Origin of the sequence: Streptomyces lydicus, assembly GCF_000717345.1 — a bacterium.
GTDB lineage: Bacteria > Actinomycetota > Actinomycetes > Streptomycetales > Streptomycetaceae > Streptomyces > Streptomyces lydicus.
Window position 1 is genome coordinate 1 of the sequence record NZ_JNZA01000066.1, and the last position, 23615, is coordinate 23615.

At 73.1% G+C, this 23615-nt stretch carries 20 protein-coding genes and 1 pseudogene; 11 read left to right on the forward strand and 10 right to left on the reverse strand.

Annotated elements, in window-relative coordinates; genetic code table 11:
* Positions 1–186 precede the first annotated feature (186 nt).
* Complete coding sequence (locus OO62_RS39800; protein ID WP_157850188.1) at positions 187–345, reverse strand: hypothetical protein; 159 nt, start codon at positions 343–345, stop codon at positions 187–189.
* Between OO62_RS39800 and OO62_RS35190 the strand changes: the two genes are divergently transcribed.
* Positions 344–1102, forward strand: coding sequence for a bestrophin-like domain (locus tag OO62_RS35190; RefSeq protein ID WP_033271797.1), 759 nt, complete (start codon positions 344–346; stop codon positions 1100–1102). The two genes, OO62_RS39800 and OO62_RS35190, sit on opposite strands and share 2 nt — an antisense overlap.
* 111 nt (positions 1103–1213) lie before the next feature.
* On the opposite strand, the gene OO62_RS35195 is transcribed toward OO62_RS35190, so the two are convergent.
* Positions 1214–2008 carry a class II aldolase/adducin family protein gene (locus tag OO62_RS35195; protein WP_033271798.1) on the reverse strand — a complete coding sequence of 265 codons (795 nt, stop codon included), beginning with the start codon at positions 2006–2008 and terminating at the stop codon, positions 1214–1216.
* Between the two features lie 132 nt (positions 2009–2140).
* On the opposite strand from OO62_RS35195, the gene OO62_RS35200 reads away from it, so the two are divergent.
* On the forward strand, positions 2141–2617 hold the full coding sequence (locus OO62_RS35200; protein ID WP_033271799.1) for an SRPBCC family protein: 477 nt from the start codon (positions 2141–2143) through the stop codon (positions 2615–2617).
* On the opposite strand, the gene OO62_RS35205 is transcribed toward OO62_RS35200, so the two are convergent.
* Together OO62_RS35205 and guaA are read right to left on the reverse strand one after the other, a co-directional pair.
* Entirely contained in the window at positions 2614–3519 is a 906-nt protein-coding gene (locus OO62_RS35205) for a 2-hydroxy-3-oxopropionate reductase (RefSeq protein ID WP_033271800.1), read from the reverse strand. The genes OO62_RS35200 and OO62_RS35205 overlap by 4 nt on opposite strands.
* A gap of 190 nt (positions 3520–3709) precedes the next feature.
* Positions 3710–5296: a glutamine-hydrolyzing GMP synthase gene (gene guaA / locus OO62_RS35210; protein ID WP_033271801.1), complete on the reverse strand. Its 1587-nt coding sequence runs from the start codon at positions 5294–5296 to the stop codon at positions 3710–3712.
* 252 nt (positions 5297–5548) lie between these two features.
* Between guaA and OO62_RS35215 the strand changes: the two genes are divergently transcribed.
* Both OO62_RS35215 and OO62_RS35220 read left to right on the forward strand, forming a co-directional pair.
* Positions 5549–5848, forward strand: a complete 300-nt coding sequence (locus tag OO62_RS35215; protein WP_033271802.1) for a chorismate mutase — start codon at positions 5549–5551, stop codon at positions 5846–5848.
* Between the two features lie 966 nt (positions 5849–6814).
* Complete coding sequence (locus tag OO62_RS35220; RefSeq protein WP_033271803.1) at positions 6815–7891, forward strand: LAETG motif-containing sortase-dependent surface protein; 1077 nt, start codon at positions 6815–6817, stop codon at positions 7889–7891.
* Positions 7892–7948: 57 nt separating this feature from the next.
* Here OO62_RS35220 and OO62_RS35225 read toward each other — a convergent pair whose 3' ends face one another.
* The 3 genes from OO62_RS35225 to OO62_RS35235 form a co-directional block, all read right to left on the reverse strand.
* Positions 7949–9874 carry a GMC oxidoreductase gene (locus tag OO62_RS35225; protein WP_033271804.1) on the reverse strand — a complete coding sequence of 642 codons (1926 nt, stop codon included), beginning with the start codon at positions 9872–9874 and terminating at the stop codon, positions 7949–7951.
* Positions 9875–9924: 50 nt separating this feature from the next.
* Entirely contained in the window at positions 9925–11577 is a 1653-nt protein-coding gene (locus tag OO62_RS35230) for a succinic semialdehyde dehydrogenase (protein WP_033271805.1), read from the reverse strand.
* A 127-nt stretch (positions 11578–11704) separates the two neighbouring features.
* Positions 11705–13432, reverse strand: a complete 1728-nt coding sequence (locus OO62_RS35235; protein WP_033271806.1) for a serine/threonine-protein kinase — start codon at positions 13430–13432, stop codon at positions 11705–11707.
* Positions 13433–13541: 109 nt separating this feature from the next.
* Between OO62_RS35235 and OO62_RS35240 the strand changes: the two genes are divergently transcribed.
* From OO62_RS35240 to OO62_RS35255, 4 genes are all read left to right on the forward strand, one after another.
* Positions 13542–14012 (forward strand): hypothetical protein, encoded by a 471-nt coding sequence (locus OO62_RS35240; RefSeq protein ID WP_033271807.1) that lies wholly within the window; start codon positions 13542–13544, stop codon positions 14010–14012.
* A 124-nt stretch (positions 14013–14136) separates the two neighbouring features.
* Positions 14137–15174 carry a hypothetical protein gene (locus OO62_RS35245; RefSeq protein WP_033271808.1) on the forward strand — a complete coding sequence of 346 codons (1038 nt, stop codon included), beginning with the start codon at positions 14137–14139 and terminating at the stop codon, positions 15172–15174.
* A gap of 362 nt (positions 15175–15536) precedes the next feature.
* Positions 15537–16199, forward strand: a complete 663-nt coding sequence (locus OO62_RS35250) for a response regulator (RefSeq protein WP_033271809.1) — start codon at positions 15537–15539, stop codon at positions 16197–16199.
* Positions 16196–17383: a sensor histidine kinase gene (locus OO62_RS35255; RefSeq protein ID WP_397681804.1), complete on the forward strand. Its 1188-nt coding sequence runs from the start codon at positions 16196–16198 to the stop codon at positions 17381–17383. The genes OO62_RS35250 and OO62_RS35255 overlap by 4 nt, the downstream gene beginning before the upstream one ends.
* 90 nt (positions 17384–17473) lie before the next feature.
* Here OO62_RS35255 and OO62_RS35260 read toward each other — a convergent pair whose 3' ends face one another.
* A complete protein-coding gene (locus OO62_RS35260) occupies positions 17474–17848 on the reverse strand; it encodes an STAS domain-containing protein (protein WP_026169623.1) in 375 nt (124 codons plus the stop codon).
* Between the two features lie 505 nt (positions 17849–18353).
* Here OO62_RS35260 and OO62_RS35265 point away from each other — a divergent pair.
* Positions 18354–18890 (forward strand): annotated as a pseudogene (locus OO62_RS35265) (sigma-70 family RNA polymerase sigma factor); the annotation flags it as partial.
* A 173-nt stretch (positions 18891–19063) separates the two neighbouring features.
* The gene (locus OO62_RS35270) at positions 19064–20446 is read left to right on the forward strand and encodes a zf-HC2 domain-containing protein (protein ID WP_033271811.1); all 1383 of its coding nucleotides are present in this window, start codon (positions 19064–19066) and stop codon (positions 20444–20446) included.
* 29 nt (positions 20447–20475) lie between these two features.
* Here the strand turns inward: OO62_RS35270 and purU are convergent, their stop codons facing one another.
* Together purU and OO62_RS35280 are read right to left on the reverse strand one after the other, a co-directional pair.
* Positions 20476–21426, reverse strand: a complete 951-nt coding sequence (gene purU / locus OO62_RS35275) for a formyltetrahydrofolate deformylase (protein ID WP_033271812.1) — start codon at positions 21424–21426, stop codon at positions 20476–20478.
* A 32-nt stretch (positions 21427–21458) separates the two neighbouring features.
* Positions 21459–21917, reverse strand: a complete 459-nt coding sequence (locus tag OO62_RS35280) for an SCO4402 family protein (protein WP_033271813.1) — start codon at positions 21915–21917, stop codon at positions 21459–21461.
* A gap of 171 nt (positions 21918–22088) precedes the next feature.
* Here OO62_RS35280 and OO62_RS35285 point away from each other — a divergent pair, with 171 nt between their 5' ends.
* Positions 22089–23438, forward strand: a complete 1350-nt coding sequence (locus OO62_RS35285; RefSeq protein WP_033271814.1) for an ABC transporter substrate-binding protein — start codon at positions 22089–22091, stop codon at positions 23436–23438.
* Positions 23439–23615: the final 177 nt, after the last annotated feature.

Sequence of the window (23615 nt, forward strand, 5' to 3'; positions counted from 1 at the left end):
GGGCGTCCCACCCGCCGCGGAGCGGCCGTTCCATCGTGACCACGACCCTGCTGATCACCGCCCCGGCCGTGCTGGCGGGGGGCGGGCCCCCCCCCCCCTCGCCCGCCGCCTCCCCCGCCCCCCGCCGCCGCCCGCTCGCAGGACCGTGCGCCGGCCGCCGTCCCCCGCGCCCGTGCTGCCCCGCAGTTACGTGCGGGCGTCCCACCCGCCGCGGAGCGGCCGTTCCATCGTGACCACGACCCTGCTGATCACCGCCCCGGCCGTGCTGGCGGGCGCCGCCCTCCGTCCCCGTTCGAGCTCCTCGTCCGGCTCCGCCGGGCGCCGTTCCTCGTAGGAGGTCCTCATGTCCCAATGGCTGGTGCTGGGTATCGCCATGGCCGCCGTGTGCGGTGTCGTCCTGCTGATCACCGTCCTCAAGGAGCGCCGGATCACTGAGGACCACGATCCGACCGAGACGCCCGATGTGATCGAGTATCTGACGATGATGGTGGGGGTGGTGTACGCGATCGTGCTGGGCCTGGCCATCGCCGGTGTCTGGGAGGCCAGGAGCGCGGCCGAGGACACCGTACGGACCGAGGCGCAGGCCCTGCACGAGGTCAGCGCGCGGGCCCGGGCCTATCCGGCGCCGGTGCGCGACCGGATCCGCTCGGACGTGACGGCGTACGCGTCCTACGTCGTCCACAAGGAGTGGCCGGTGATGGCTGAACGGGGGCAGTTGACCGCGCGCGGCACCGAGCTGCTGGCGAAGGTGCGGTCCGACGTCACCGACTACCACCCGGCCAACGACTTCGAGGGGCAGTCCTACCAGCCGCTCGTCGACCAGGTCGGGGTGGTCGACGCGGCCCGCTCGGCCCGGGCGGACGCGGCGGATTCGACGCTGCCCGGAGTGGTGTGGTTCGGGCTGATCACCGGAGGCGCCATCTGCATCGGCGTCGTCTTCACCCTGCAGATCCGGCGCTCGCCGCGGGAGTTGCTGATGGCCGGCCTCTTCAGCGCGCTGATCGCCTTCCTGCTGTTCCTCGTCTGGGACTTCGACGCGCCGTTCAGCCGGGGCATCTCGGCGAGTGCGGACCCGTTCCTGGACCTGTTCCCGCATCTGTGACCCGGCCGCTCCGGCGGCGGTGCCCCCGCGGGACCCGCGCGGTCCCGCGGGGGCACCGGCCCGTCGGCCCGCGGCACGCCCGCCCTCCCGGCCGGCGTGGCCCCGCCCGCCTCACTCGAAGAGGCCCGGCTCGCTCCGCACGGTCTGCTGGTACAGCGGCTGGTAGTTGATCCACGCCACCAGGTCGTTGCCCAGCTGCTCGCGGGTGTGGACGGCGTCGGCGTGGTCGATCAGGACCGGCTTGCCGGCCGCCTTCGCGGCCAGCTGCACCTGGCAGGAGCGCTCCATGGTGAAGAACCACCACGCCGCCGCGTCGACCGAGCCGCCGACCGTCAGCAGCCCGTGGTTGCGCAGGATGACGGCCTTGTGCGGCCCCAGCGCGGCCGCGATCCGGCGGCCCTCCTCCTCGTCGACGACGACGCCCGTATAGGCGTCGTACAGCGCGTGGTCCTCGTAGAAGGCGCAGACGTCCTGGGTGATCGGGTCCAGCAGCTCCCCGAGGGCGGCCAGCGCCCTGCCGTACGTGGAGTGACTGTGCGCGGCGGCGACGACGTCCGGGCGGGCCCGGTGGACCTGCGCGTGGATCGCGAACGCCGCCTGGTTGACGTGGTAGCGGCCCTCGACGACCTTGCCGTCCCCGTTCACCAGGATCAGGTCGCTGACGGTGAGGTGCCGGAAGGACATCCCGAAGGGATTGACCCAGAAGCAGTCGGGGAACTCCGGGTCGCGCGCGGTGATGTGGCCCGCGACGCCCTCCTCGAAGCCGAGCCGCCCGAAGAGCCGCAGCGCCGCCGTCAGGCGCTCCTTGCGGTGGCGCCGCTCGCCCTCGACCGTCTCGTGCGTCGGCGGCATCTCGAAGTGCAGCTGCTCGGTGGGGAGGGGCGTGGGCGCGCTCGGCTCGGACATCGCGGCTCTCCTCGTTCTGCGGGTGCTCGCCCCGGAAGCTACGCCGCGGCCCGTGAAGAGACCAGAGAGGTCACCGACGGGTGCGGTGGAGGTGCTGTGAACCGCGTACGGGCCGGGCGGCATCCTGGGGCGATGAGAACTGTCGTGGTCCACAAGGACGTGGCGGCGCCGCCCGCCGCACTGTTCGCCCTGCTCACCGATCCGCACCGGCACGCCGACCTGGACGGCTCGGGCATGCTGCGCGGCCGTCCGGAGGGACCGCGGTCGCTGGCGCTCGGCGACCGGTTCAGCATGGGCATGCGTCAGGGCGGCATCCCGTACCGCTCGGTCAACACCGTCGTGGAGTACGAGACGGACCGGCTGCTCGCCTGGGAGACCTGGGGCGAACTGGCCGGCCGCCGGCTGGTCGGCGGCCAGCGCTGGCGCTACGGGCTTCAGCCGCTGGAGTCGGGCGGCACCCGGGTGACGCACACCTACGACTGGCGCGGCGCCCGCTTCCCCCGCCTGGTCGTCGAACTCCCGGGCTATCCGGCCCGGATGGGCCCGGCGATGAGCCGGACCCTGAGCCGCCTGGCGGCGTACGCCGAGGGCTCGGCGGACGGCCGCTAGCCGTTCGGCTCGCCGGCCCCGTCGGCCGGCTCGCCGCTCAGCAGGCGGACGCCGCGCAGCAGCGCCGAGTGGTCCAGCGCGCCGTCGCCGCGGGCCACGGCCGAGGCGACGAGCTGCGCGGCGGCCGCGCCGACGGGCAGTGCCGCGCCCACCGTGCGGGCCGCGTCGGTCACGATCCCCATGTCCTTGTGGTGCAGCTCCAGCTTGAAGCCGGGGCGGAAGTCGCCGGTGAGGAGGGCGTCCTTCTTGCGGGTCAGGACGGTGGAGCCGGCCAGTCCGCCGGACAGGACCTCCAGGGCGGCCGGCAGGTCGACGCCGGACTTCTCCAGGAACACGACGGCCTCGGCGAGGGCCTGCAGATTGACCGCGACGATCAGCTGGTTGGCGGCCTTGACGGTCTGCCCGGCGCCGTGCGGACCGCAGTGCACGACGGTCGTGCCGACCGCGTCGAGGACCGGCCGGGCGGCGTCGAGGTCGGCCCGCTCGCCCCCGACCATGATCGACAGCGTGCCCTCGACGGCGCCCGCCTCACCGCCCGACACCGGGGCGTCCAGCACCCGGATGCCCTTGGCGGCGGCGGCCTCGGCCAGGTCGACGGAGGTCCGCGGGGTGATCGAGGAGTGGTCGATGAAGAGCGCTCCGCCGCGCGCGTTCTCCAGGATCCCGTCGGGTCCGTAGGCGACGGCTTCGACCTGCGGCGACGCCGGGACCATGGTGATCACGACGTCCGCGTCCCGGACCGCCTCGGCGATCGAGCCCGCCTCCTTGCCGCCCGCCGCGACCAGGGCGCCCGCCCGGCCCGGGCTGCGGTTCCAGCCGGTCACGGTGTGTCCGGCCCTGGCGAGGTTCACCGCCATCGGGCTGCCCATGATGCCGAGGCCGAGGAATCCGATCGTGCTCATCGCGCCACCCACTCACTCAATTCCGCACAACGGAATCAATCTATCGCTACTCGGAATCCATCATGTGCCGGACGCCGAGAGGCGTCAACCGCGGCCCTCCCCCGCCGGCGGGAACGACAACGCCGCCGCTCCGGCCCCGGAGGGCCCGAACGGCGGCGCGGTCGATCGGCTCAGCGGGAGACCCCGGGGGTCACTCCCACTCGATGGTGCCCGGCGGCTTGCTGGTCACGTCGAGGACGACGCGGTTGACGTCCGCGACCTCGTTCGTGATGCGGGTCGAGATGCGGGCCAGCACCTCGTACGGCATACGGGTCCAGTCGGCCGTCATCGCGTCCTCGGAGGAGACCGGGCGCAGCACGATCGGGTGGCCGTACGTGCGGCCGTCGCCCTGGACGCCGACGGAGCGGACATCGGCGAGCAGGACCACCGGGCACTGCCAGATCTCACGGTCCAGGCCGGCCGCGGTCAGCTCCTCGCGGGCGATGGCGTCCGCCTCGCGCAGCAGGTCCAGGCGGTCCCTGGTGACCTCGCCGACGATGCGGATGCCGAGGCCGGGGCCGGGGAACGGCTGGCGGTGGACGATCTCGTCGGGCAGGCCGAGCTCGGTGCCGACCATCCGCACCTCGTCCTTGAACAGCTGGCGCAGCGGCTCGACGAGCTCGAACTCGATGTCGTCGGGGAGCCCACCGACGTTGTGGTGCGACTTGATGTTGGCGGTGCCGGTGCCGCCGCCGGACTCGACGATGTCCGGGTAGAGCGTGCCCTGGACCAGGAAGGCGACTTCCTCGCCCTCGGCGCCGGCCTCGGCGACCAGCTCGGCCTGGGCCTGCTCGAAGACGCGGATGAACTCGCGGCCGATGATCTTCCGCTTCTGCTCGGGGTCGCTGACCCCGGCGAGCGCGTTCAGGAAGCGCTCCTCGGCCTCGACGACCTTCAGCTGGACGCCGGTGGCGGCCACGAAGTCCTTCTCGACCTGCTCCGACTCGCCCTTGCGCATCAGGCCGTGGTCGACGTAGACGCAGGTCAGCTGGTCGCCGATGGCCTTCTGGACGAGGGCGGCGGCGACCGCGGAGTCCACGCCGCCGGACAGCCCGCAGATCGCACGCTTGGTGCCGACCTGCGCGCGGATCGCGGCGACCTGCTCCTCGACCACGCTGTGGGTGGTCCAGTTCGGCTCGATGCCCGCACCGCGGTACAGGAAGTGCTCCAGGACCTGCTGGCCGTGCGTGGAGTGCATGACCTCGGGGTGGTACTGGACGCCGTAGAGCTTCTTCTCGTCGTTCTCGAAGGCGGCGACCGGGACCACGTCCGTGGACGCGGTGACGGTGAAGCCCTCGGGGGCGGCGGAGCAGGCGTCGCCGTGCGACATCCACACCGACTGCTCGGCGGGGGTGCCCTCGAAGAGGGTGGAGCCGGGGCGGGAGACGGCGAGCGGGGTACGGCCGTACTCACGGGCGCCGGTGTTGTCGACGGTGCCACCGAGAGTGGTGGCCATGAGCTGGAAGCCGTAGCACATGCCGAAGACCGGGACGCCGGCTTCGAACAGGGCGCGGTCCAGGCGGGGGGCGCCCTCCGCGTAGACCGACGAGGGGCCGCCGGAGAGGATGATCGCCTTGGGGTTCTTGGCGAGCATCTCGGCCACCGGCATGGTGGACGGCACGATCTCGCTGTAGACCCGGGCCTCACGGACTCGGCGGGCGATGAGCTGGGCGTACTGTGCGCCGAAGTCGACTACGAGGACGACGTCCGGGGCGGCGGCAGGGGGCGCTGATGGCACTTCGGCGGCCTTCCGGCGGGTGTGGAGCGGGGTTGGACTTTCGATTCTAACGGGCTCATACTGTGACTCATGTTCCAGCAGCTGACCTTCGCCTTTACCTATGGCACCGGCCCATCCGGTTGCCATGGTTGTGCTGCTTGATCGACTGACGAGCAAACTTCCCAGGCGCCCCGGGCCGACAAGGTCCGGGGCGTCTGTGCATGCCGAGGACCGTCAGCGGCTCCGGGGCCCGCTCACCCCAGGAGACACCCCATGAGCACCGAGACCACCACCGCCCCCACTCCCGACACCGGAGCGCGCACCCCGGAGGCGGCCGGGATCATCTCCGACGCACGGCGCCGGATCGACGATCTCGACGGCCGGATCATCGGCCTCGTGCAGGAACGGATGGCCGTCTCGGCCGTCATCCAGCGCGAGCGGATCACCTCCGGCGGGCGGCGGGTGAATCTCACCCGCGAGATGGAGATCCTCGCCCACTACCGCGACCAGCTCGGCAGGCCGGGCACCGCGCTGGCGATGACCCTGCTGGAGCTGTCGCGGGGCCAGATCTGAGCGACGCCCCGCCGGCCCCGGCACGCGCCCCGGGCACCACCCGGCCCCGCGGGCCGGAGCAGCCGGGGGTGGCGGGGTGTGGCTGGTTCCCTTCGGCGTTCGGTCGGTTTCGGCGGCGGGCCGGAGCGCGCGGCACGGGGGTGCACGCCCGGCGCAGCTGCTGGATCTGAGTTCGGTTGCCGACTCACCCGTACGGCGCGTGACCGGCCGCCGCGGGGCTTCGTTGTTCCCGGTGCCACGCCAGCCAGGCGCGGCCTGCAGGACTACGCGTAGACGCCGCCCCACGGGCGGAAGATCCGGAACGATGAGACGCCGGCCGCTTGCCGCGGTCCGCGTCGTGGGACCTCGCTCCGGTGCGGTGACCGGTCAGCAGGGGACAGCAGCCCGGTCACATCCGATGGGGTGGTCGGTCCTGGGGACGCCCGGGACCGACCGCATCCGGTCGAAACGGTTGCGCCAGGTGAGGCGCATCCAGGACGATGCTTGACGAACGACCTACCGCTCCCGGTACGGACCGCACACTGCCCTTGGTCCGATCGGGGCGGACCTCGGCACCACCCCTGAGCACCACCCCGAAGCACCACCCCGAGCCAGCGGCGCTACCCCCCCCCCAGCGCCGCCCGTCGGTGCCGGCGCTGCCCTGACGCCGGCACCGAAAGCCAAGGGCCCCGTGCCGTCCGCACCCCCCTCGCGGACGGTATTCGGGGCCCTTCGCTCTGCGGGGGCGCACATCCGGCGCACGGCCGCCGCTCCCACCTGCGCTGTGAGCCGGCTTTGCGTGCCCTGTGAGGCGGCTGTGAAGGCTGTGACCAGCATCACGCCCCTTGTTTCGGTTGAGCGAACAACCTTTTTTGGCCATGGCCGGTCATGTACGTGCAATCGCACGGCCCTACCGCGCCCCACCGCGACGGCCCGCCACCCACTTGTGCCCCCCACCGGCACTTTGGACCCCGAGAGGTCTTCTCGATGAAGCTTCGCCGTGCCCTGACGGCCGCCGCCGCGACGGCCGTCATAGCCCCCGCCGCCCTGATGGCGGCCCCCGCCGCGTTCGCGACCGGTGCCGGCACCGAGACCACCGTGAGCGCCGAGCCGACGACGGGCACCCCCGCCCCGGACCAGACCGAGGCCCCCACCGCGCAGCCCGAGACCCCGGGCACCGGTGACGAGACCGCCCCGAGCGGCGACACCACGCCCGGCTCGGACACCGAGCCCGGCGAGGAGACCGGCACCGCTGGCGGGACCGGGCCGACCGCCCCCGCCACCACCCCGGGCGGCGGCACCAAGCCCACCGGGACCGCCAAGCCCACCACCTCGGCCGAGCCCACCGCCAAGCCGACCCACGGCCCCGGCGAGGACCCGACCTGCGCCGAGCAGTCGGACGAGGCGGCGATCAGCACCGAGCTGCGCGGGCTGCCCAGCAAGGTCGTGGCCGGCTCCGGCTGGAAGAACTTCACCTTCCGCGCCACCAACACCTCCCACAAGGCGATGAAGTCGGTCGACGCCTACGTCGCGCTGGGCGGCGTGAGCACCGGCACCTTCGACGACGTCTCCAAGCTGCTGACGGTGCAGTGGTACGACGAGGACAGCCACGCCTGGGAGGCCATCACCGACGTGGACGGCTACTTCGCCTCCGTCGACGGCCTGAAGCCCGGTGAGTACGCCGACGCCAAGCTGCGCCTGAAGGTCGACGCCAAGACGCCGGGCAGCTACGGCTTCGCGTTCACCATCGGCGCGTACCACAACGAGGACGACGTCTGCGGGTTCTCGGACGTCTCGCAGTACGACTTCGACGTCCTCGTCGCCGGCAGCAAGCCGGGCAGCGTGCCGCCGGCCAAGGGCAAGCCGGGCGAGAGCAAGGGCAACAAGCCCGCTCCGCAGGGTGACCTGAAGGACCTCCCGGTCACCGGCAAGCTCGCCGAGACCGGTGCCTCCTCCGCGCTGCCGACCCTCGCCCTCGTCGGCGGGGTCGCCATGGTCGCGGGCGCCGGCGCGATCTTCGTCGTGCGCCGCCGCAAGACCTCGGGCGGCGCCGCGGCCGCGTAAGCGGCACCGGCGGACGTCAGGGGCCGCACCCGGGAGTCCGGGTGCGGCCCTTCCGCGTCACGGGTTCCGGTCGAGCGACTTCTTCGGCGGGACCGGCGGCACGGCGAGGAACGGCAGCCGCAGCGCGCCGAAGGCGTCCGCGGGGACGGCGGGGCGCACCGGCTCGACCGGGTCCAGCCGCCGGTAGGCCCGGCCCTGGGCGGGCCGCGGGTCCGGCTCGCCCTTGTTGGGCCACAGCGACATCGCGCGCTCGGCCTGCGCGGTGATGGTCAGGGACGGGTTGACGCCGAGGTTCGCCGAGACCGCGGAGCCGTCGACGACCGAGATGCCCGGGTGGCCGTAGAGGCGGTGGTACGGGTCGATGACGCCGGAGTCCGCCGAGTCGCCGATCGGGCAGCCGCCGAGGAAGTGCGCGGTGAGCGGGGTGCCCATCAGCTCGCCGATGTTGGAACCCGCGAAGCCGTTGATCTGCTCGGACAGCAGGGTCGCCGCCCGGGTGGCCTCGGGTATCTGGGTCGGGTTCGGGGCGCCGTGGCCCTGGCGCGCGGTGAGCAGGCCCTTGCCCAGGCCCGTCGGCTTCCGGTACGTCGTCAGCGAGTTGTCCAGGGACTGCATGACCAGCCCGATGATGGTCCGCTCCGACCAGCGGCGGTTGGACAGCGAGCGCAGCGCGAGCAGGGGGTGGCGCGCCATGTTGCCGAGCCATCCCGCGACCCGCCCGGCGGGCCGGTAGGGCACCTGGAGGACCGTCAGGCTGCCCATCGAGTTGGAGCCCTTGCCGTAGCGGACCGGCTCGATGTGGGTGTTCTCGTCCGGGTGGATGGACGAGGTGATCGCGACGCCCTTGGTGAAGTCGGCCTTCGCCGCGCCGTGCCGCTTGCGGTAGCGGCGGTTGTCGGTCTGCGCGCCCACCAGCGCCTCGGAGTTGGTGCGGGTCAGCGCCCCGAGGCGGCCGGAGACGCAGGGCAGCAGGCCGCTGTCCTTCATGCGGTGCAGCAGGGTCTGGGTGCCGTAGGTGCCGGCCGCGAGGACCACCCGCCGGGCGGTGAACGTCCGCCCGCCCGTCTCCCGGCCACCACCTCCCGTCGAGGCTCCCCCAGACTTCGTCCGGGGGTACCCCCATCGCGCCGCCCCGCCTCGTCGGCCCTTCTTCCGGTCGTCCGTCGGCAGCGTCCGCACGGCGAAGCCGCCGCGGGAGTTCTCGGTCACCGCGACCACGGAGGTCAGGGGGTGGATGACGGCGCCGGCCCGCTCCGCCAGGTAGAGGTAGTTCTCGTTGAGGGTGTTCTTGGCGCCGTGCCGGCAGCCCGTCATGCACTCCCCGCACTCGGTGCACGCCTTGCGGGACGGGCCCGCGCCGCCGAAGTACGGATCGGCGACCTCGGCTCCCGGTTCCGCCGTGGCGGTGCCGTCCGCGTCGTCGCCGTCCCCGAAGAACACCCCGACCGGCGCCATGTGGAAGGTGTCGCCGACGCCCATGGCCTCGGCGGTCGCCTTCAGGTGGACGTCCGAGGGCGTCATCGTCGGGTTGAGCCGTACGCCCAGCATCCGCCGCGCCTGGTCGTAGTACGGCTTCAGCTCGTCCTGCCAGTCGGTGATGTGCCGCCACTGCGGGTCGTCGAAGAACGGCTTCGGCGGTACGTACAGGGTGTTGGCGTAGTTCAGCGAACCGCCGCCGACGCCGGCGCCCGCCAGGACCATCACCTTGCCCAGGAGGTGGATGCGCTGGATGCCGTAGAGGCCGAGGGCCGGGGCCCACAGGTAGTTCTTGAGGTCCCAGGAGTTCTTGGGCAGCGACTCGCGGCTGAAGCGGCGGCCGGCCTCCAGGACGCCGACCCGGTAGCCCTTCTCGGTCAGCCGCAGGGCGGTGACGGCCCCGCCGAAGCCGGAGCCGACGACCAGCACGTCGTAGTCGTAGCCGTCACTGTCCTCGGGGCCGTCGGTCGCCGCGTGCGGGTTTCGGGCAGAGTTCTCCTGGGGCACTGGCTCTCCCTGCTGATCGTTGCCGAAGTGGCCGGACTACCGCGCGCCGCTCACCGCAGCCGGAACGCCTTCATCGCCTGGAGGCTGCGGGTCATGAACCGGGCGTACTTCTCGTCGGTCATCCCGAAGGACGGCGCGAGCGGCATCACCCGCTGGTGGGCGACGGTCTGCGCCTCGGTGTACTTGAGGATGCCCTCGGAGCCGTGCCGGCGGCCCAGACCCGAGTCGCCCATGCCGCCCATCGGGGACTGGACGCTGCCGTAGCCGGCGGCGTAGGACTCGTTGACGTTGACCGTGCCGGTGCGCAGCCGGGCGGCGACCGCGCGGCCGCGGCGGCCGTCCTTGGTCCAGACGCTGGAATTCAGCCCGTACGGCGTGGCGTTGGCGAGCGCCACCGCCTCGTCCTCGTCGCTGAAGCGGTAGACGGAGACGACCGGGCCGAAGGTCTCCTCTCCGCAGACGGCCATCGGGGCCTGGACCCCGTCGAGGATGGTCGGCTCGTAGAACAGCGGGCCGATGTCCGGGCGGTGGCGGCCGCCGGCGACCAGCTCGGCGCCCTTGGCGACGGCCTCCTCGACATGGCGGGTGACGGTCTCCAGCTGGCGCTCCCCGACCAGCGAGCCCATGTCGGCGCCGTACGCGAGGGAGTTGCCCAGCCGCATCGCCTTCGTACGGGCGGCGAAGCGGGCGAGGAAGTCGTCGGCGACGGAGTCGTGGACGTAGAGCCGCTCGATGGAGATGCACAGCTGGCCGGCGGAGGAGAAGCAGCCGCGGACGGCGCCGGCGGCGGCCTTCTCCACGTCGGCGTCGTGCAGCACCAACATGGCGTTCTTGCCGCCGAGTTCGAGGGAGACGCCGACCAGCCGGGCGGCGGCGCCCTGGGCGACCTCGCGGCCCGTACGGGTCGAGCCGGTGAAGGAGACGTAGTCGGCGTGCTCGACGACCGCGGGGCCGACGACCGGGCCCTCGCCGATCACGACCTGCCAGACGTCCTCCGGCAGCCCGGCCTCGATCATCTGCTCACGGGCCCACAGCGCGGTCAGCGCGGTCTCCGTGTCGGGCTTCATCACCACGGCGTTGCCCGCGACGAAGGCCGGCAGCGCGTCGCCGACGGAGAGTTCGAGGGGGTAGTTCCAGGGCGCGATCTGGCCCACGACGCCGCGCGGGTGGCGGAGTTCGGTGACCTTGGTCAGGGTCGGTACGACACCGGTGTGGCCCTTCGGCCGGAGGTAGGCGGGGGCCTTGCGGCCGTAGTGGCGGGCGGCGACGGCGACCGCCTGCACCTCCTCGTGGGCGTGCAGCCGCGCCTTGCCGGTCTCCAGCTGGATCAGGTCGAGGACCTCGGCCTGGCGGCGCAGGACCAGGTCGTGGAAGCGGAGCAGCACCGCGGCGCGCTGCCGGACCGGGACCTCGGCCCAGCGTGCCTGGGCGGCGCGGGCCCGCTCGAAGGCGGTGGCGACGTCCTCGGGGGTGGACTCCGGCAGGTCGGCGAGCTTCTCCCCGGTGAACGGGGTGTGGTTGGCGGTGCGGCCACTGCCGACAACACCACGGGTGAGCCGGGCGGCGACCTCGGGGGTGACCACGTCGGCGGCGGTGCGGGCGCCGGCCGGGGCGGGCGCGACCGGGTTGCCGTCGGTGGGCGGCACCGCGGGAGCCTCGGCGGTGGCGGAGGAGGAAGTTCCGGTGTCCTGCGAGTCCGTCATGCGGGCGAGCGTATTCCTCCCCGGACGCTTTGTGTACCCGGCAGTAATAGGTTTTCACGCGGCGCCCACAATCGCGCCAGCGATCGCTGGCCGCAAGGGCTCTGGTCTGGGAGGACCGGGCCCCGGATCAGGTGCCGGTCAGCCGGAACGCGTCGACCGCGGTGTCGAAGTGGCGTTTGGCCTCCGTGCGGGAGCCGAGCGGCGAGGAGATCCACACGTCGATCATCCGCCCGCCCTCGTCCCAGCTGAGGTCGTAGGTGTAGCGCGAGCCGCCGTCCTCGGCGCTGCCGTTCCAGACGAACTCCCAGAGCCCGGCCGTCAGGCCGTTGTGGGTGGTCTCGGTGACCTGGCCCTGCCGGTAGCCGCGGTAGGTGGCCGGGCCCTTCGCGTCCGCCGTGCGCATCGCGCCGAGGGGGCCCTGGGCCACCTGCCGCTGGAGCTGGACGCCGATCCGGAACCGCTTGCCCTGGGAGTAGTAGTAGACCCGGTCGTTCTCGTAGGAGCGGGTGAAGCCGTCCGGGACGGCGAACGCGAAGCCCACCTTGTCGCGGACCAGGCGGTAGCCGGCCGGGACCGTGGCGGTGGGCGCCGGCGCGGGCCCGGCGGCGGCCGTGCGGTGCGGGCCGCCCGGCTTCCTGCTCGGCGTGGCGTCCGCGGCCTGCTGCGAGTGGCCGGTCCGGCCGCCGCCGTCGGTGGTGCCGTCCTGGCGCATCAGCAGCGCCGTGACGCCCGCCCCGGCGCCGGCGATCACCACCACCCCGAGCGCGACGAGCAGCGCCGTGCGGGTCCTGCCGGTGTGCGGGCGGGCGGCGGCGGCCGGCGCTCGCCCGTCGAGCGCCTCGCGGAGCGGCCGGCCACCGGCGGCGGGCACGGGCGCGCCGGGGCCGGCCGGCGGGAAGGGCCCGGGGGCGACGGGCGCACCGCCGGGTGCGGGCGGGGCGACCGGCGGCGTCCCGGGGAGCAGGAGGCCCTCGGGAGGCGGGTGTTCGCCGGCCGGGCCGCCGGGCGCGCGTTCGGGGGCGCGGCCCGAGTGCAGATAGCCGCTCAGCAGCCGCTCGGTCCCGGCGATGTCCAGCCGGCGCTCCGGATCGCGCTCCAGCAGGCCGCCGATCACCGCGCGCAGCGGGCGCGCGGCCTCGGGCAGCTCGATCGCGTCGTACACCACGGCGTGCAGCACGCCGCCCAACGAGTCGCGGTGGAAGGGCGATTCACCGTTGAGCGCGGCGCACAGCAGCACCCCGAGCGACCAGAGGTCGGCCTGCGGGCCGGTGGCGCGGCCGGCCATCCGCTCCGGCGCGGTGTACTCGGGCGAGCCGACGAAGCCGCCGGCGTCGGTCAGCGTCGTGACGCCGGGGACCTGGGCGATCCCGAAGTCGGTGAGCACGACCCGGCCGGTGCCCGACTCCAGCAGGACGTTGGCGGGCTTGAGGTCGCGGTGCAGCACCCCGCGGGTGTGCGCGGCGCGCAGCGCGCCGAGCAGCGCGACGCCGATCCGGGCCGCCTCGCGCGGGGCGACCGACCCGCCGCTGTGCAGCCGGTCGGCCAGCGACGGGCCCTCCACCAGCTCCATCACGATCCACGGCCGGCCGTCCTGCTCGACGACGTCGTGCACGACGATCACATGGGGATGCTTGATCCCGGCGACCGTCCGCGCCTCCCGCATGGCCCGCTCGCGCTGCACCCGCGCCTCCGGGCCGGCCGCGTCCTCGTCCAAGTGCAGTTCTTTCACGGCGACTTGACGGCCCAGCAGTTCGTCGGTGGCCCGCCAGACCGTTCCCATGCCGCCGCGGCCCAGCCGTATTCCCAGGCGGTACCGGTCACCGATCAGACGGCCCTCGCCCCCGAAGATCCCCATGGCTCCATCTTGCCGCACCGGCCCCCGGCGGGCGGGGCGCCACCCCTCGCCGGCGCCCGCTGTGCCGGTGCCCTGCCGCTGACCTGGTGCCCTGTGGTCCACTGCGGCCATGGAGGCAGTTGTCGCAAGCGTCGTGGCCGTGTTCGGGACCCTGTTGGGCTCCGGCGTCACCCATTTCTTCCAGAGCCGGGCCGCCGACCGCAGCGAGCGGTTCGCCCGCGCGGAGCGGCTCCGGCAGGAGCGGATCGACGCGTACTGCGCGTACGCGGGGGCACTGCTGGACTACCGGCGGGTCCTGGTCCACCGCTGGTTCACGCTGCACGAGGAGGACCCCTGGGACGAGGACAGCCCGGAGTTGCGGGAGGAGATGTACAAGACCCGCTACGCGGCACAAGAGGCCATGTTCCGGGCGCAGATGGTGACCGACGACCCCGGACTCCTCGACCGCACCGAGCAGGTGATGGCGGCGGTGACCGAACTGCACCGGGTCGCCGACCGGGAGGCCCTGGACAGCGTACGGACCTCCACCCGCCAGGGCATACGGGACTTCATCGCGGCCACCGCGCGCCAGGTGCACTGATAACCCACCGGCGTACGACACGGGGTGGAACCTCCACCTGCTCCCGCACCGTCCTTGACACAGTGAGGCTGTCGTACGGGACGGGCCGGTACGGCGCCTGCGGCAGGCGGAGCGGGGGTCGGTCATGGTGATGCAGGACGGCGGAACGGTGGACGTCCGGCCCGGCGCCGACCCCGGCCGGGCGGCGCCCGAGCACCGCGGCGCCTACCGGGTGACCGCGCTGTGCCTGGGCGTGTACGCCGGCACGCTGCTCGCCTGGACGGTCTACGGCATCGCCCGGGGGGACGGCGACCTCGACGACTTCCTGGAGGGCCTGTTCAACCCCGGGGCCGCCCCCGCCGCCCAGGTGCTCGGCCCGTACGAATGGTCCTTCACCGTCGTGTTCGCCGTCGTCGCGGCGCTGGCCCTGGCGCAGCGCCGGGTGGCGCGGTCGGCCGCGCTGCTGTCCGCCGCGCTGCTGCTCGCGGTCTCCCTGCGCGAGGGGGTGGGCCTGCTGTCCGGCCCGTACCGCGCCCAGTACGGCAACGACCCGCTGGGCGGCTGGGCGCTGGCCACCCGCGGCCTGGGCCTGGTGGTGGCGCTCGTCGTGCCGGCCGTGCTGCTGCCGGCCGTGGAGGGGCGGCGGCGCGCGCCGGGGACGGCGGCGGCGTGGGCGGGCCCGGACACCCGCCGGGACCGGTCGGCACGCATCTGCGGCGTGCTGTTCCTGCTGATGGGGCTGGCGCGGCTGAGCTGGACGGTGCGGGACCTGACGGCCGGCGGGACGGACGTGGCGCACTACCTTCGCGGGGTGGTCGACAGTTCCCTGCTGGGCACGCCGGACCTGTCGGCGTCCACCGAGTTCACCACCGTCGGCTCGGTGCTCACGCTGCTGATCCTCGGGACGCTGGCCTTACGCGCGCGCCGCGATGTCCGGGGCGCCCTGCTGGTGTTCGCCGCGGTCGAGCTGTACCTGACCGTGCGGACGGTGGTCTGGCTGACCGTGACGGACTTCTTCAACCGGTCCTTCGAGACCACCGAGGGCGCGCTGTCCATGGCGACGACGGCCTACGGCCTGGCGGCGATGACGTCGGTGGTCGTCCTGGCGACCGGCCGCGGCTTCGGCCCGTACGGCGGGATCCGGACGGAAGGCTTCCGCACGGCCCGGGCGGGACGCCCGTAGGGGCGACGGCGGGGCGGGCTGCCGAAGCGGCGGGCTCCCGGCGGTGCGGGGGAGATCCCCCTCCGAACCGCCCCCGCACGCCAAAGACGGCCGCCGCGTGTGGGGGTCGCGGCGGCCGCCGGTGTGAACTGCAACGCGTCCTGGGCTTGTGGCCTCTTCAGTGGTGCAGCATGTGAACACTCTGCCTGCGGGGGGCTCCCCGCAGCATCCTCCCGAGGTCGCGGGCTCACCCCCGCCGCTCGGCGGGGGTGCGGGTCCGTCGGAGGGCGGGCCGGATTGACAGGGGTACGGAGTCGCGCAGCGCCGGGCGGTTCCGCGGGATCGGGTGGTGTGAACCAGCAGGAAGCAGAAAGGGGCGGCCGGTGATCCGCGTCGCTGTGGTGGACGACGAACGGCTGGTCAGATCGGGACTGCGGATGATTCTGGGGACCGCCCCGGACATCGAGATGGTCGCGGACTGCGGTGGGGCCGAAGCGGTGGAGACCGTGCTGCGCGCCGCCGCCGAGGTCGTACTGCTGGACATCCGGATGCCGGACGTCGACGGGCTGACCGTGCTGCGCCGGCTGCGCGCCGCCCCGGACCCGCCGGCCGTGGCGATGCTGACCACCTTCGACGCCCAGGAGTACCTGACCGCCGCGCTGCGCGAGGGCGCGGCCGGCTTCCTGCTCAAGGACTCCGACCCGGAGCAACTGGTGCGGGCGGTACGGACGCTGGCGGCGGGCGGCAGCGTGCTGGATCCCGGCGTGACGCGGGCGGTGATCGGGGGCTATCTGACGGCCGAGGACCAGGCCGCGGCGGCCCGGGCGGTCAGCGGGCTGACGCCGCGGGAGTCGCAGGTACTGGCGCTGCTCGGGGAGGGCCTGGGCAACGCCGGGATAGCGGACCGGATGGGGCTGGCCCCCAGTACGGTCAAGGACCATGTGCGCGCCCTGCTGGCCAAGTTGGGTGGCATCAACCGCATCCAGGCGGCCATCGTCGCCGACCGCGCCGGCCTGGTGACGGGCGCGCCGCGGGGGACGGCGTGAGTGTCCGCGGCGGGCGGCTGCTCGCGCGCGGGACGGCGGCCGGCCGGGCGTTCGTACGGGGGAAGTGGGGGCGGCGGCTGCGCCGGATCGCCCCGGTCGTGGTGCCGGTGCTGCTGGCGATCGCGGACGCGGTGCTGGTCAACGGCTTGAAGATGGCCCTGGAACTGGGGGTGTCGGTGGTCGCCGCGGCGGCCCTGCTGCTGCGCCGCCGCTTCCCGCTGCTGGTCTTCCTCTTCACGCTGCCCGGTCTCTACATCGGTTACATCTGGTTCGCGCCGATGATCGGGCTCTACACGCTCGCCGCCCGGCGGCCCGGCCGGGTGCGGCTGGGGATCTGTGCGGTGCTGCTGATCGCCGCGCACTTCCTCCCGTACCCGATCTCCGACTTCGAACTCACCGCGTACCGCGAGAACACCCTGGTGCTGATCGACGCGTGCGTCACCTCGGCCGCGCCGATCGCGCTGGGCCTGCTGGTGCGCACCCGCCGGGAACTCGCCTCCCGCGTCGAGGACCTGACGCGCAGCCTGCGGCGCGAGGACCGGCTGCTGGCCGACCGGGTCAAGACCACCGAACGCGCCCGGCTGGCCCGGGAGATGCACGACGTGGTCGCCCACCAGGTCAGCCTGATCAGCCTGCAGGCGGGCGCGGTGCAGGTCAGCACGGCGGACGAGGCGGCGCGCGCGGGCGCCCGGACGATCCGGGAGCTGTCCGTGCGGACGCTGGAGGAGCTGCGGCACATGGTCGGGGTGCTGCGGGCGGAGGACGGCGGGCAGGAAGCGCGCGAACTCGCGCCGCAGCCCGATCTGGAGGAGCTGCCGCGGCTGATCGAGATGAGTGCGCTGGACGTGACGTACGAGGGCGGTGTGGTGGCCGGCGCGAGCGGGGCGAAGACGGTGGAGCGGGCCGCCTTCCGCACGGTCCAGGAGGCGCTCACCAACGTCCGCAAGCACGCGCCGGGGGCGCAGGTGCGGGTCCGGGTCGATCCGGCGGACGCGGGGCTGCGGGTGGAGATACGCAACGGGCCGCCGGACGCGGCGGCGACGGTCCCCGCGCTTCCGGGCGGCGGGCACGGCCTGGTGGGGTTGCGGGAGCGGGCGCAGAGCCTCGGCGGGACGCTGGAGGCGCGTCGTACGTCCGACGGCGGCTTCGTCGTACGGGCGGAATTCCCGTACGGAGCGGGGTGATTCGGGCACGGAGAGGGCGGCGCAGGGACGGGCCGGCCGGGTGACTGGTGGAGACTCCGGCGGCGGGGCGCGGCCGGCCGGTGGGGCGCGTCAGGCGGAGAGCGGTGCGGCGGCCTCGTCGACGGCGGTGTGCAGGTCGGGGTAGACCTCGAAGAGCCGGCGGACGCCGAGCGCGGCCAGCACCCGGTTGACGTGGGAGCCGTCGACGGCGCCCTGCGCGGGGAGGATCAGCCGCAGCCGCCCCTGACAGGAACGCATCAGGCGGCGCGCGGCGATCAGTACGCCGACGCCGCTGGAATCGCAGAACCGCACCTCGGAAAGATCGAGCACGAGCGATCTGCGGCCGTCCGCCACCGCGTCGTGCACGTGCTGGCGCACCGCGGGCGACGTGACCAGGTCCATCTCACCGGAGACCTGGAGGACCGCCCAGGGGCCCTGTTCGTCCTCTGCCACCTTCAACGACACGCGCTCGAAGCCTTTCGCTCGCTTTCGGACCGGATGTGTCCGGTTGCATCCGGAACACATCCTTCCCCGGCTCGACTGCCCGACCTCGATCCCCTGAAACACGAGCGAATCCTTGGCGCGTTCATGGCGCAACAGGCCGTCCTGTCCAAGGCTATGCCCAGGAGACCGCACCGATTCGCCGGCATCCGGTCACACCCGGATAACAGATCGCCGCATACGCTCACAGATGCTCCACATCGAGCAACTTCGAGCATCTTCGGTCGGCTTCCCCGGGGCTTCAGCACGGCGAAACGGGCCATCCGCCGTCAGGCTGCCGTCAGGGCAATACCATCCGAATCCCCCGCAGGGCTCGGTTTGCCGCAAAGGAGCGTGCGTTGTCGGACCGGCGCACTACATTCGATGGCACGGCATTTTCTGTGATCGTGCGCACAGAACCGGGCATGACGCGTGCAGGAGTGACGGCTGAGGAGTGAGCCCGCAGGCGACGGGCAGGGATGGGGGTCCGATGGGACACGACGCGCCACCGCGCTGGGACAGGCGGATGCAGCAGCGGCTCGCCCGCGGCGAGGCGGCCGCGCTCGGCGAGCTCTACGACCGCTTCGCCTCGCTCGTGCACAGCCTCGCCCACCGCGTCCTGGACGACGAGGACGCCGCCGACCGCATCACCCGCGAGGTCTTCGCCTACATCTGGGAGCACCCGGATTCCTACGACCCCAAGCAGGGCTCCCTGCGCTCCTGGGTCGCCGGCGTCACCCGCCACCAGGCCGTCCAGCGGCTGCGCCAGACCGAGGCCGACTCGGCGCGCGACTGCGGGGACGACGCGCCGGCGCCCGCCGAGATAGAGCAGAAGATCCGCGAGGCGTCCACGGCCGCCCGCGCCGACTACATCGTCACGTCCATGCCCGCACCCCTGCGCGACGCCCTGGAGCTCGCCTACTTCCAGCGCCGGGACTACCGCCAGACCGCCGCCGACCTCGGCGTCACCGAGGACGAGGCCCGGCGCCGGCTGCGGCTGGGCCTGCAACTGCTGTCCACCGCCCACAACCACCAGGCCCTGCCGCCCACCCACCGCACCACGTACACCTCCAGCACGGTGCGGGCCACCCCCGCGGCGTCCCACGCGTCACAGCCGCCCCTGGGCTCGCGCCCGCCGCACACCCACCGCTCCGGCCCCGGCTCCTCCGCACCACCCGGCTCCGGCCACGGACGGGCCCTGTGAACGGCCCGGACCAGTGGGACGGCCGCGAGGTGTCCGGCGGCCCCGGTGAACGGCCGCGGATACCGGCACCGCGCGCCGCGCCCGAGGACCGCGGCCCCCTCCCCGACCTCCCTCCCGCGCCGGTCACCGACCCGGCGGGCGACGCGGGCGCGTGGGACGGCGACTCCCCGCCCCACGACGATCCGCGCGCGGACACCCCGCGCGAACCGGAAGCCGAGCCCTTGACCGACCCCGCCCCTGCACCCGCCCCGCTCACCGCCCCGACGCCCGCCCCGCCGCACCGCGTCCTGAAGTCGCTGCTCGGCGCCTGGGCGCTGTCGGCCTGCTCCGCCGAGGAGACCGCCGCCGTCGAGGAGCACCTCACCGACTGCGCCTCGTGCGCCGACGAGGCCCTGCGGCTGCGCGACGCCGTCGGACTGCTGCACCCCGCCGACAGCCTCGACCTCGATCCGCTGCTCCGCTCCCGCGTGCTGGAGGGCTGCCTGGGCCGCCGGCCGGCCCGTATCCCGGTGCCCGACTGGGCGGCTCCGTATGACGCGGAGACCGCCAAACTGGACGCGCTGCTGCGCGACATGGGCGAGGCGGAGTGGCGCGCCCCGGTGCGGCTGCGCTGGTTCGAGGGCGAGCGTCCGGTCGAGCGCGAGACCACCGTCGCCGGCGTCATGGGCCACCTGATGGCGGTGGACGGCCTGGTCGCGACCGCGCTCGGCCTGCCCGACCCGCTCGGCACCGCGGCCCCGCCCGGCGCCCCGAACCCCCTCATCCGTACGGAGACGTTCTGGCGGTCGCCCGACGGGGAGCTCGGCCCGACGGCCGCCCACGGGCCATGGCGCGACCAGAGCTACTCCCTGATCCGGCAGGTGTCGTTCGCCGGCGGCAAGGTCGCCGAACTCGCGGTCCCGTACGGCGACTTCAGACTCCCGCTGCGCGACGCGTTCCTCGACCGCGCCTTCGAGTGCTGGGTGCACGCCGGCGACATCGCGGAGGCGGTGGACTATCCGTACGAGGCGCCGGCCGCCGCGCACCTGCACCGCATGGTCGACCTCGCGGCCCGGTTGCTGCCCAGCGCGCTGGCCGACCGCCGGCGGGCCGGGCTCGCCGCGCCGCCGCAGCGGCTGGTCGAGGCGGGCGCCCCGGGCCGTACGCTCCATCTGGAGGTCGAGGGCAACGGCGGCGGCCACTGGTACATAGCGCTGGACTCACCGGCCGCCCTGGGCACCCCGGACCACACCGTCGCGCACATCGCCCTGGACAGCGCCGAGTTCTGCCAGCTGGCCGCGGGCCACATCCTGCCCGAGGAGGCCGCGGCGGGGCAGCACGGCGAGCGTGACGCGATCCGCGAGGTGCTCTTCGCGACCGCGTCGCTCTCCCGCCTCTGAAACACGGCCGGGCGGGCCGTCGGCGCCGGTCAGGCGAAGACGACCGTCCGGCTGCCGTTCAGCAGCACCCGGCGCTCGCTGTGCCACTTCACGGCCCGCGCCAGCGCCTGGCACTCGACGTCCCGGCCGATCGCCACGAGCTGGTCCGGCGTGACCTCGTGGCCGACCCGCTCGACCTCCTGCTCGATGATCGGGCCCTCGTCGAGGTCCGCCGTGACGTAGTGCGCGGTCGCCCCGATCAGCTTCACGCCGCGGGCGTGCGCCTGGTGGTACGGCTTGGCGCCCTTGAAGCTCGGCAGGAACGAGTGGTGGATGTTGATGATCCGGCCGGACAGCGCCTTGCACAGATCGTCGGAGAGCACCTGCATGTAGCGGGCAAGGACCACCAGCTCCACCCGCTCCGCCTCCACCAGCTCCAGCAGCCGCGCCTCGGCCTGCGCCTTGGTGTCGCGGGTGACCGGAATGTGGTGGAAGGGGATGTCGTACGAGCCGACCAGCTCGGCGAAGTCCGTGTGGTTGGAGACCACGGCCGCGATCTCCACCGGCAGCGCGCCGATCCGGGAGCGGAAGAGCAGGTCGTTGAGGCAGTGTCCGAACTTGGACACCATCAGGATGATCCGCATCTTCTCGTCGGCCCGGTGGATCTGCCAGTCCATGCCGAACGAGTCGCCCACCGCCGCGAAGCTGGCCCGCAGCTTGTCGACGGTCGCCTCCGGGGTCGAGGACCCGGCGGGGGCGTCCGCGCTGAAGTGGACCCGCATGAAGAACAGGCCGGTGTCGTGGTCGCCGAACTGCTGACTGTCCTCGATGTTGCAGCCCGTGATGAACAGGTAACTGGACACGGCGTGCACGATCCCCTGCTTGTCCGGGCAGGACAGCGTGAGGACGTACTGATCGTTCCGACCGTTCCGATCGCTGCGATCGTTCTTCTGCTCGTTCCGGTCCTGGTGACCCGGCTTGGTGGACTGCGACTCGCTCATGACCTCATAGGGTCGCACACCCGCGGAGCAGGTCAGGCCGGGGCGTCCGCCTGACCGGTCATGATGGCCAGCACCTCCAGCGAGCGGGGCGGCGCATCGGGGTCCTCGCCATCCGCCGCCGCCAGCCGCAGATGAGCCTCCCGGGCCGCCCGCACGGCCTCCGGCCAGCCCTCGTGGGCCATGTACGCGGTGACCGGGGCGTCCGCGCCGACCTGGTGCATGATCCGCAGCACCCGCAGCACGGCGGCGTCGACCAGCTGCGCCTCCTGGGCGTCGCGGAAGATCGTGCCGACGTATTTGTCGGCGGACCAGTTGTCCAGCCAGGTGTCCTCGACGAGCCGATAGACGGCGTCGGTGACATCCCCGTAGCCGGGCCGGCCGGCGAGCCAGGTGTCCTCGTGGAACGCGGGGTCGGAGAGCATGTGCAGCGCGGAGCGCACATTGCTGCGCCAGCGCCACCACGGCATGTCGTTGAGTGGCATGCCGCCCATGGTGGTCGAGCGGCGGCCGCGACGGGAAGACTTCTCCGAACCTTGCACAGCATTCGATCGTACGTTCTCCACGAACGATCTCAAGCAGCCCCCCGGAGTTCACCTCTGCGTCACCATCCGTTGCCCCTTCGTCACTCGCCCGTTCCGGGCAGGACGGAAGGCTGCGGTGCCATGACCGGACGGCGACGCTCCTCCCCCCGCCCCTTCCGACGTGCTCCCGCGGTCGTGACCGTCTCGGCGGTGGCATGCGGGGCGGCCCTCGCGTCGCTGCTCTCGTCCTGCGGCTCCCTCCCCGGCTCGGGGGATTCCGGGGAGAAGGAGCCGGTCACCGTCATGACCTGGGCGCCGGAGAACACCAAGGCGACCAACATGCCGGGCATGCCGGCCATGGCGCAGGCGTACGCCCGCTGGGTCAACACCCACGGCGGCATCCGGGGCCACCGCCTGCGGGTACTGACCTGCAACGAGCGCAACGACTCGGTGGCCGCCGCACAGTGCGCCCAACGCGCCGTGGACCAGGGCGCGGCCGCCGTCGTCGGCTCGTACAGCCAGTTCGGCCGGCAGTTCATGTCGCCGCTGGAGGTCAAGGGCATCCCCTTCATCGGCGGCTACGGCGCCTCCGACGAGGAGTTCGAAAGCCCGCTGTCCTACCCCGTCAACGGAGGCCAGGCGTCTCTGCTCGCCGGAAACGGCCGCCAGTTGGCACGCGACTGCAAGCGCGTCGCGCTGGTCCGCCCGGACACCATCCAGGGCGACCAGATGCCGTCACTGCTCAACTCCGGCCTGCAGAACGGCAGTCGCAAACCCGCCAAGGACATCAAGGCCCCCGAGGACGGCACCAACTACTCGCCGCAGGTGACCCGCGCCCTCGACGAGGTCGGCGCCGACCCGGCCGTCTTCGGCACCGCCGCGGCCGGCGGAAAGGCGCCCGGCGCCTGCGTCACCGCCTCGCTCGGCGACCACACGGACGCCTTCTTCGACTCGTTCCGGCGGCTCCAGGAAGAGAGCCCCGAAGTGCGCGTCGCCTCCGTGCTCGGAAGCGTCGGCCAGTCACTGGTGAACCGTACGGGCGGCACCTCCGGGCCGCTGGAAGGCGCCGACATCACCGGCTGGTACCCGGTCGCCGCCGACCCCCGCTGGAAGCCGATGCGCCGGGTCATCACCGACTACGCCTTCGGCGACAACCGCCTCGACCCCGCCGACCAGGGCGTCCAGACCACCTGGATCGCCTACACCGTGCTGCGCGCCCTGATCGAGCAACTCGACGACGAGGGCGTCCAGGACATCACCGCGCACAACCTGCAGACCACCCTCGACAAGGGCGACCGGGCCATCGACACCGGCGGCCTGACCCCGAAGCTGCGCTGGCGCGACGACGACATGCTGGCCGTGCAGGACTTCCCGCGCATCGTCAACGGAATGGTGACCTACCAAGTCGTACGGGGCGGCCAACTGGTCGCCGCCCAGGACGGGTTCGTGAACGTCACCAAGACCCTGGAACGCCGGAAGACGGACAGCTGAGGGGCGGGGGCCTCGGAGACTTGCGGGGGGGCATAGGTGCGGGCTTGCGGGGGCCGGAGTTGCGGCCCTGCGGGGGTCCTGAGCTGCGGCCTTGCGGGGGTCCGGAGTTGCGGCCCTGCGGCTGTCTCTTATACACATCTCCGAGCCCACGAGACTCCTGAGCATCTCGTATGCCGT

What these genes read in the sequence shown, in the direction of transcription:
- OO62_RS35280 (WP_033271813.1), bottom strand. Translation starts at nt 21,917, where the DNA reads ATGGGCGGCATGCCACTCAACGACATGCCGTGGTGGCGCTGGCGCAGC.
- OO62_RS35285 (WP_033271814.1), top strand. Translation starts at nt 22,089, where the DNA reads ATGACCGGACGGCGACGCTCCTCCCCCCGCCCCTTCCGACGTGCTCCC.
- OO62_RS35230 (WP_033271805.1), bottom strand. Translation starts at nt 11,577, where the DNA reads ATGACGGACTCGCAGGACACCGGAACTTCCTCCTCCGCCACCGCCGAG.
- OO62_RS35220 (WP_033271803.1), top strand. Translation starts at nt 6,815, where the DNA reads ATGAAGCTTCGCCGTGCCCTGACGGCCGCCGCCGCGACGGCCGTCATA.
- OO62_RS35195 (WP_033271798.1), bottom strand. Translation starts at nt 2,008, where the DNA reads ATGTCCGAGCCGAGCGCGCCCACGCCCCTCCCCACCGAGCAGCTGCAC.
- OO62_RS35235 (WP_033271806.1), bottom strand. Translation starts at nt 13,432, where the DNA reads ATGGGGATCTTCGGGGGCGAGGGCCGTCTGATCGGTGACCGGTACCGC.
- OO62_RS35205 (WP_033271800.1), bottom strand. Translation starts at nt 3,519, where the DNA reads ATGAGCACGATCGGATTCCTCGGCCTCGGCATCATGGGCAGCCCGATG.
- OO62_RS35215 (WP_033271802.1), top strand. Translation starts at nt 5,549, where the DNA reads ATGAGCACCGAGACCACCACCGCCCCCACTCCCGACACCGGAGCGCGC.
- OO62_RS39800 (WP_157850188.1), bottom strand. Translation starts at nt 345, where the DNA reads ATGAGGACCTCCTACGAGGAACGGCGCCCGGCGGAGCCGGACGAGGAG.
- OO62_RS35190 (WP_033271797.1), top strand. Translation starts at nt 344, where the DNA reads ATGTCCCAATGGCTGGTGCTGGGTATCGCCATGGCCGCCGTGTGCGGT.
- OO62_RS35245 (WP_033271808.1), top strand. Translation starts at nt 14,137, where the DNA reads ATGGTGATGCAGGACGGCGGAACGGTGGACGTCCGGCCCGGCGCCGAC.
- OO62_RS35240 (WP_033271807.1), top strand. Translation starts at nt 13,542, where the DNA reads ATGGAGGCAGTTGTCGCAAGCGTCGTGGCCGTGTTCGGGACCCTGTTG.
- OO62_RS35200 (WP_033271799.1), top strand. Translation starts at nt 2,141, where the DNA reads ATGAGAACTGTCGTGGTCCACAAGGACGTGGCGGCGCCGCCCGCCGCA.
- purU (WP_033271812.1), bottom strand. Translation starts at nt 21,426, where the DNA reads ATGAGCGAGTCGCAGTCCACCAAGCCGGGTCACCAGGACCGGAACGAG.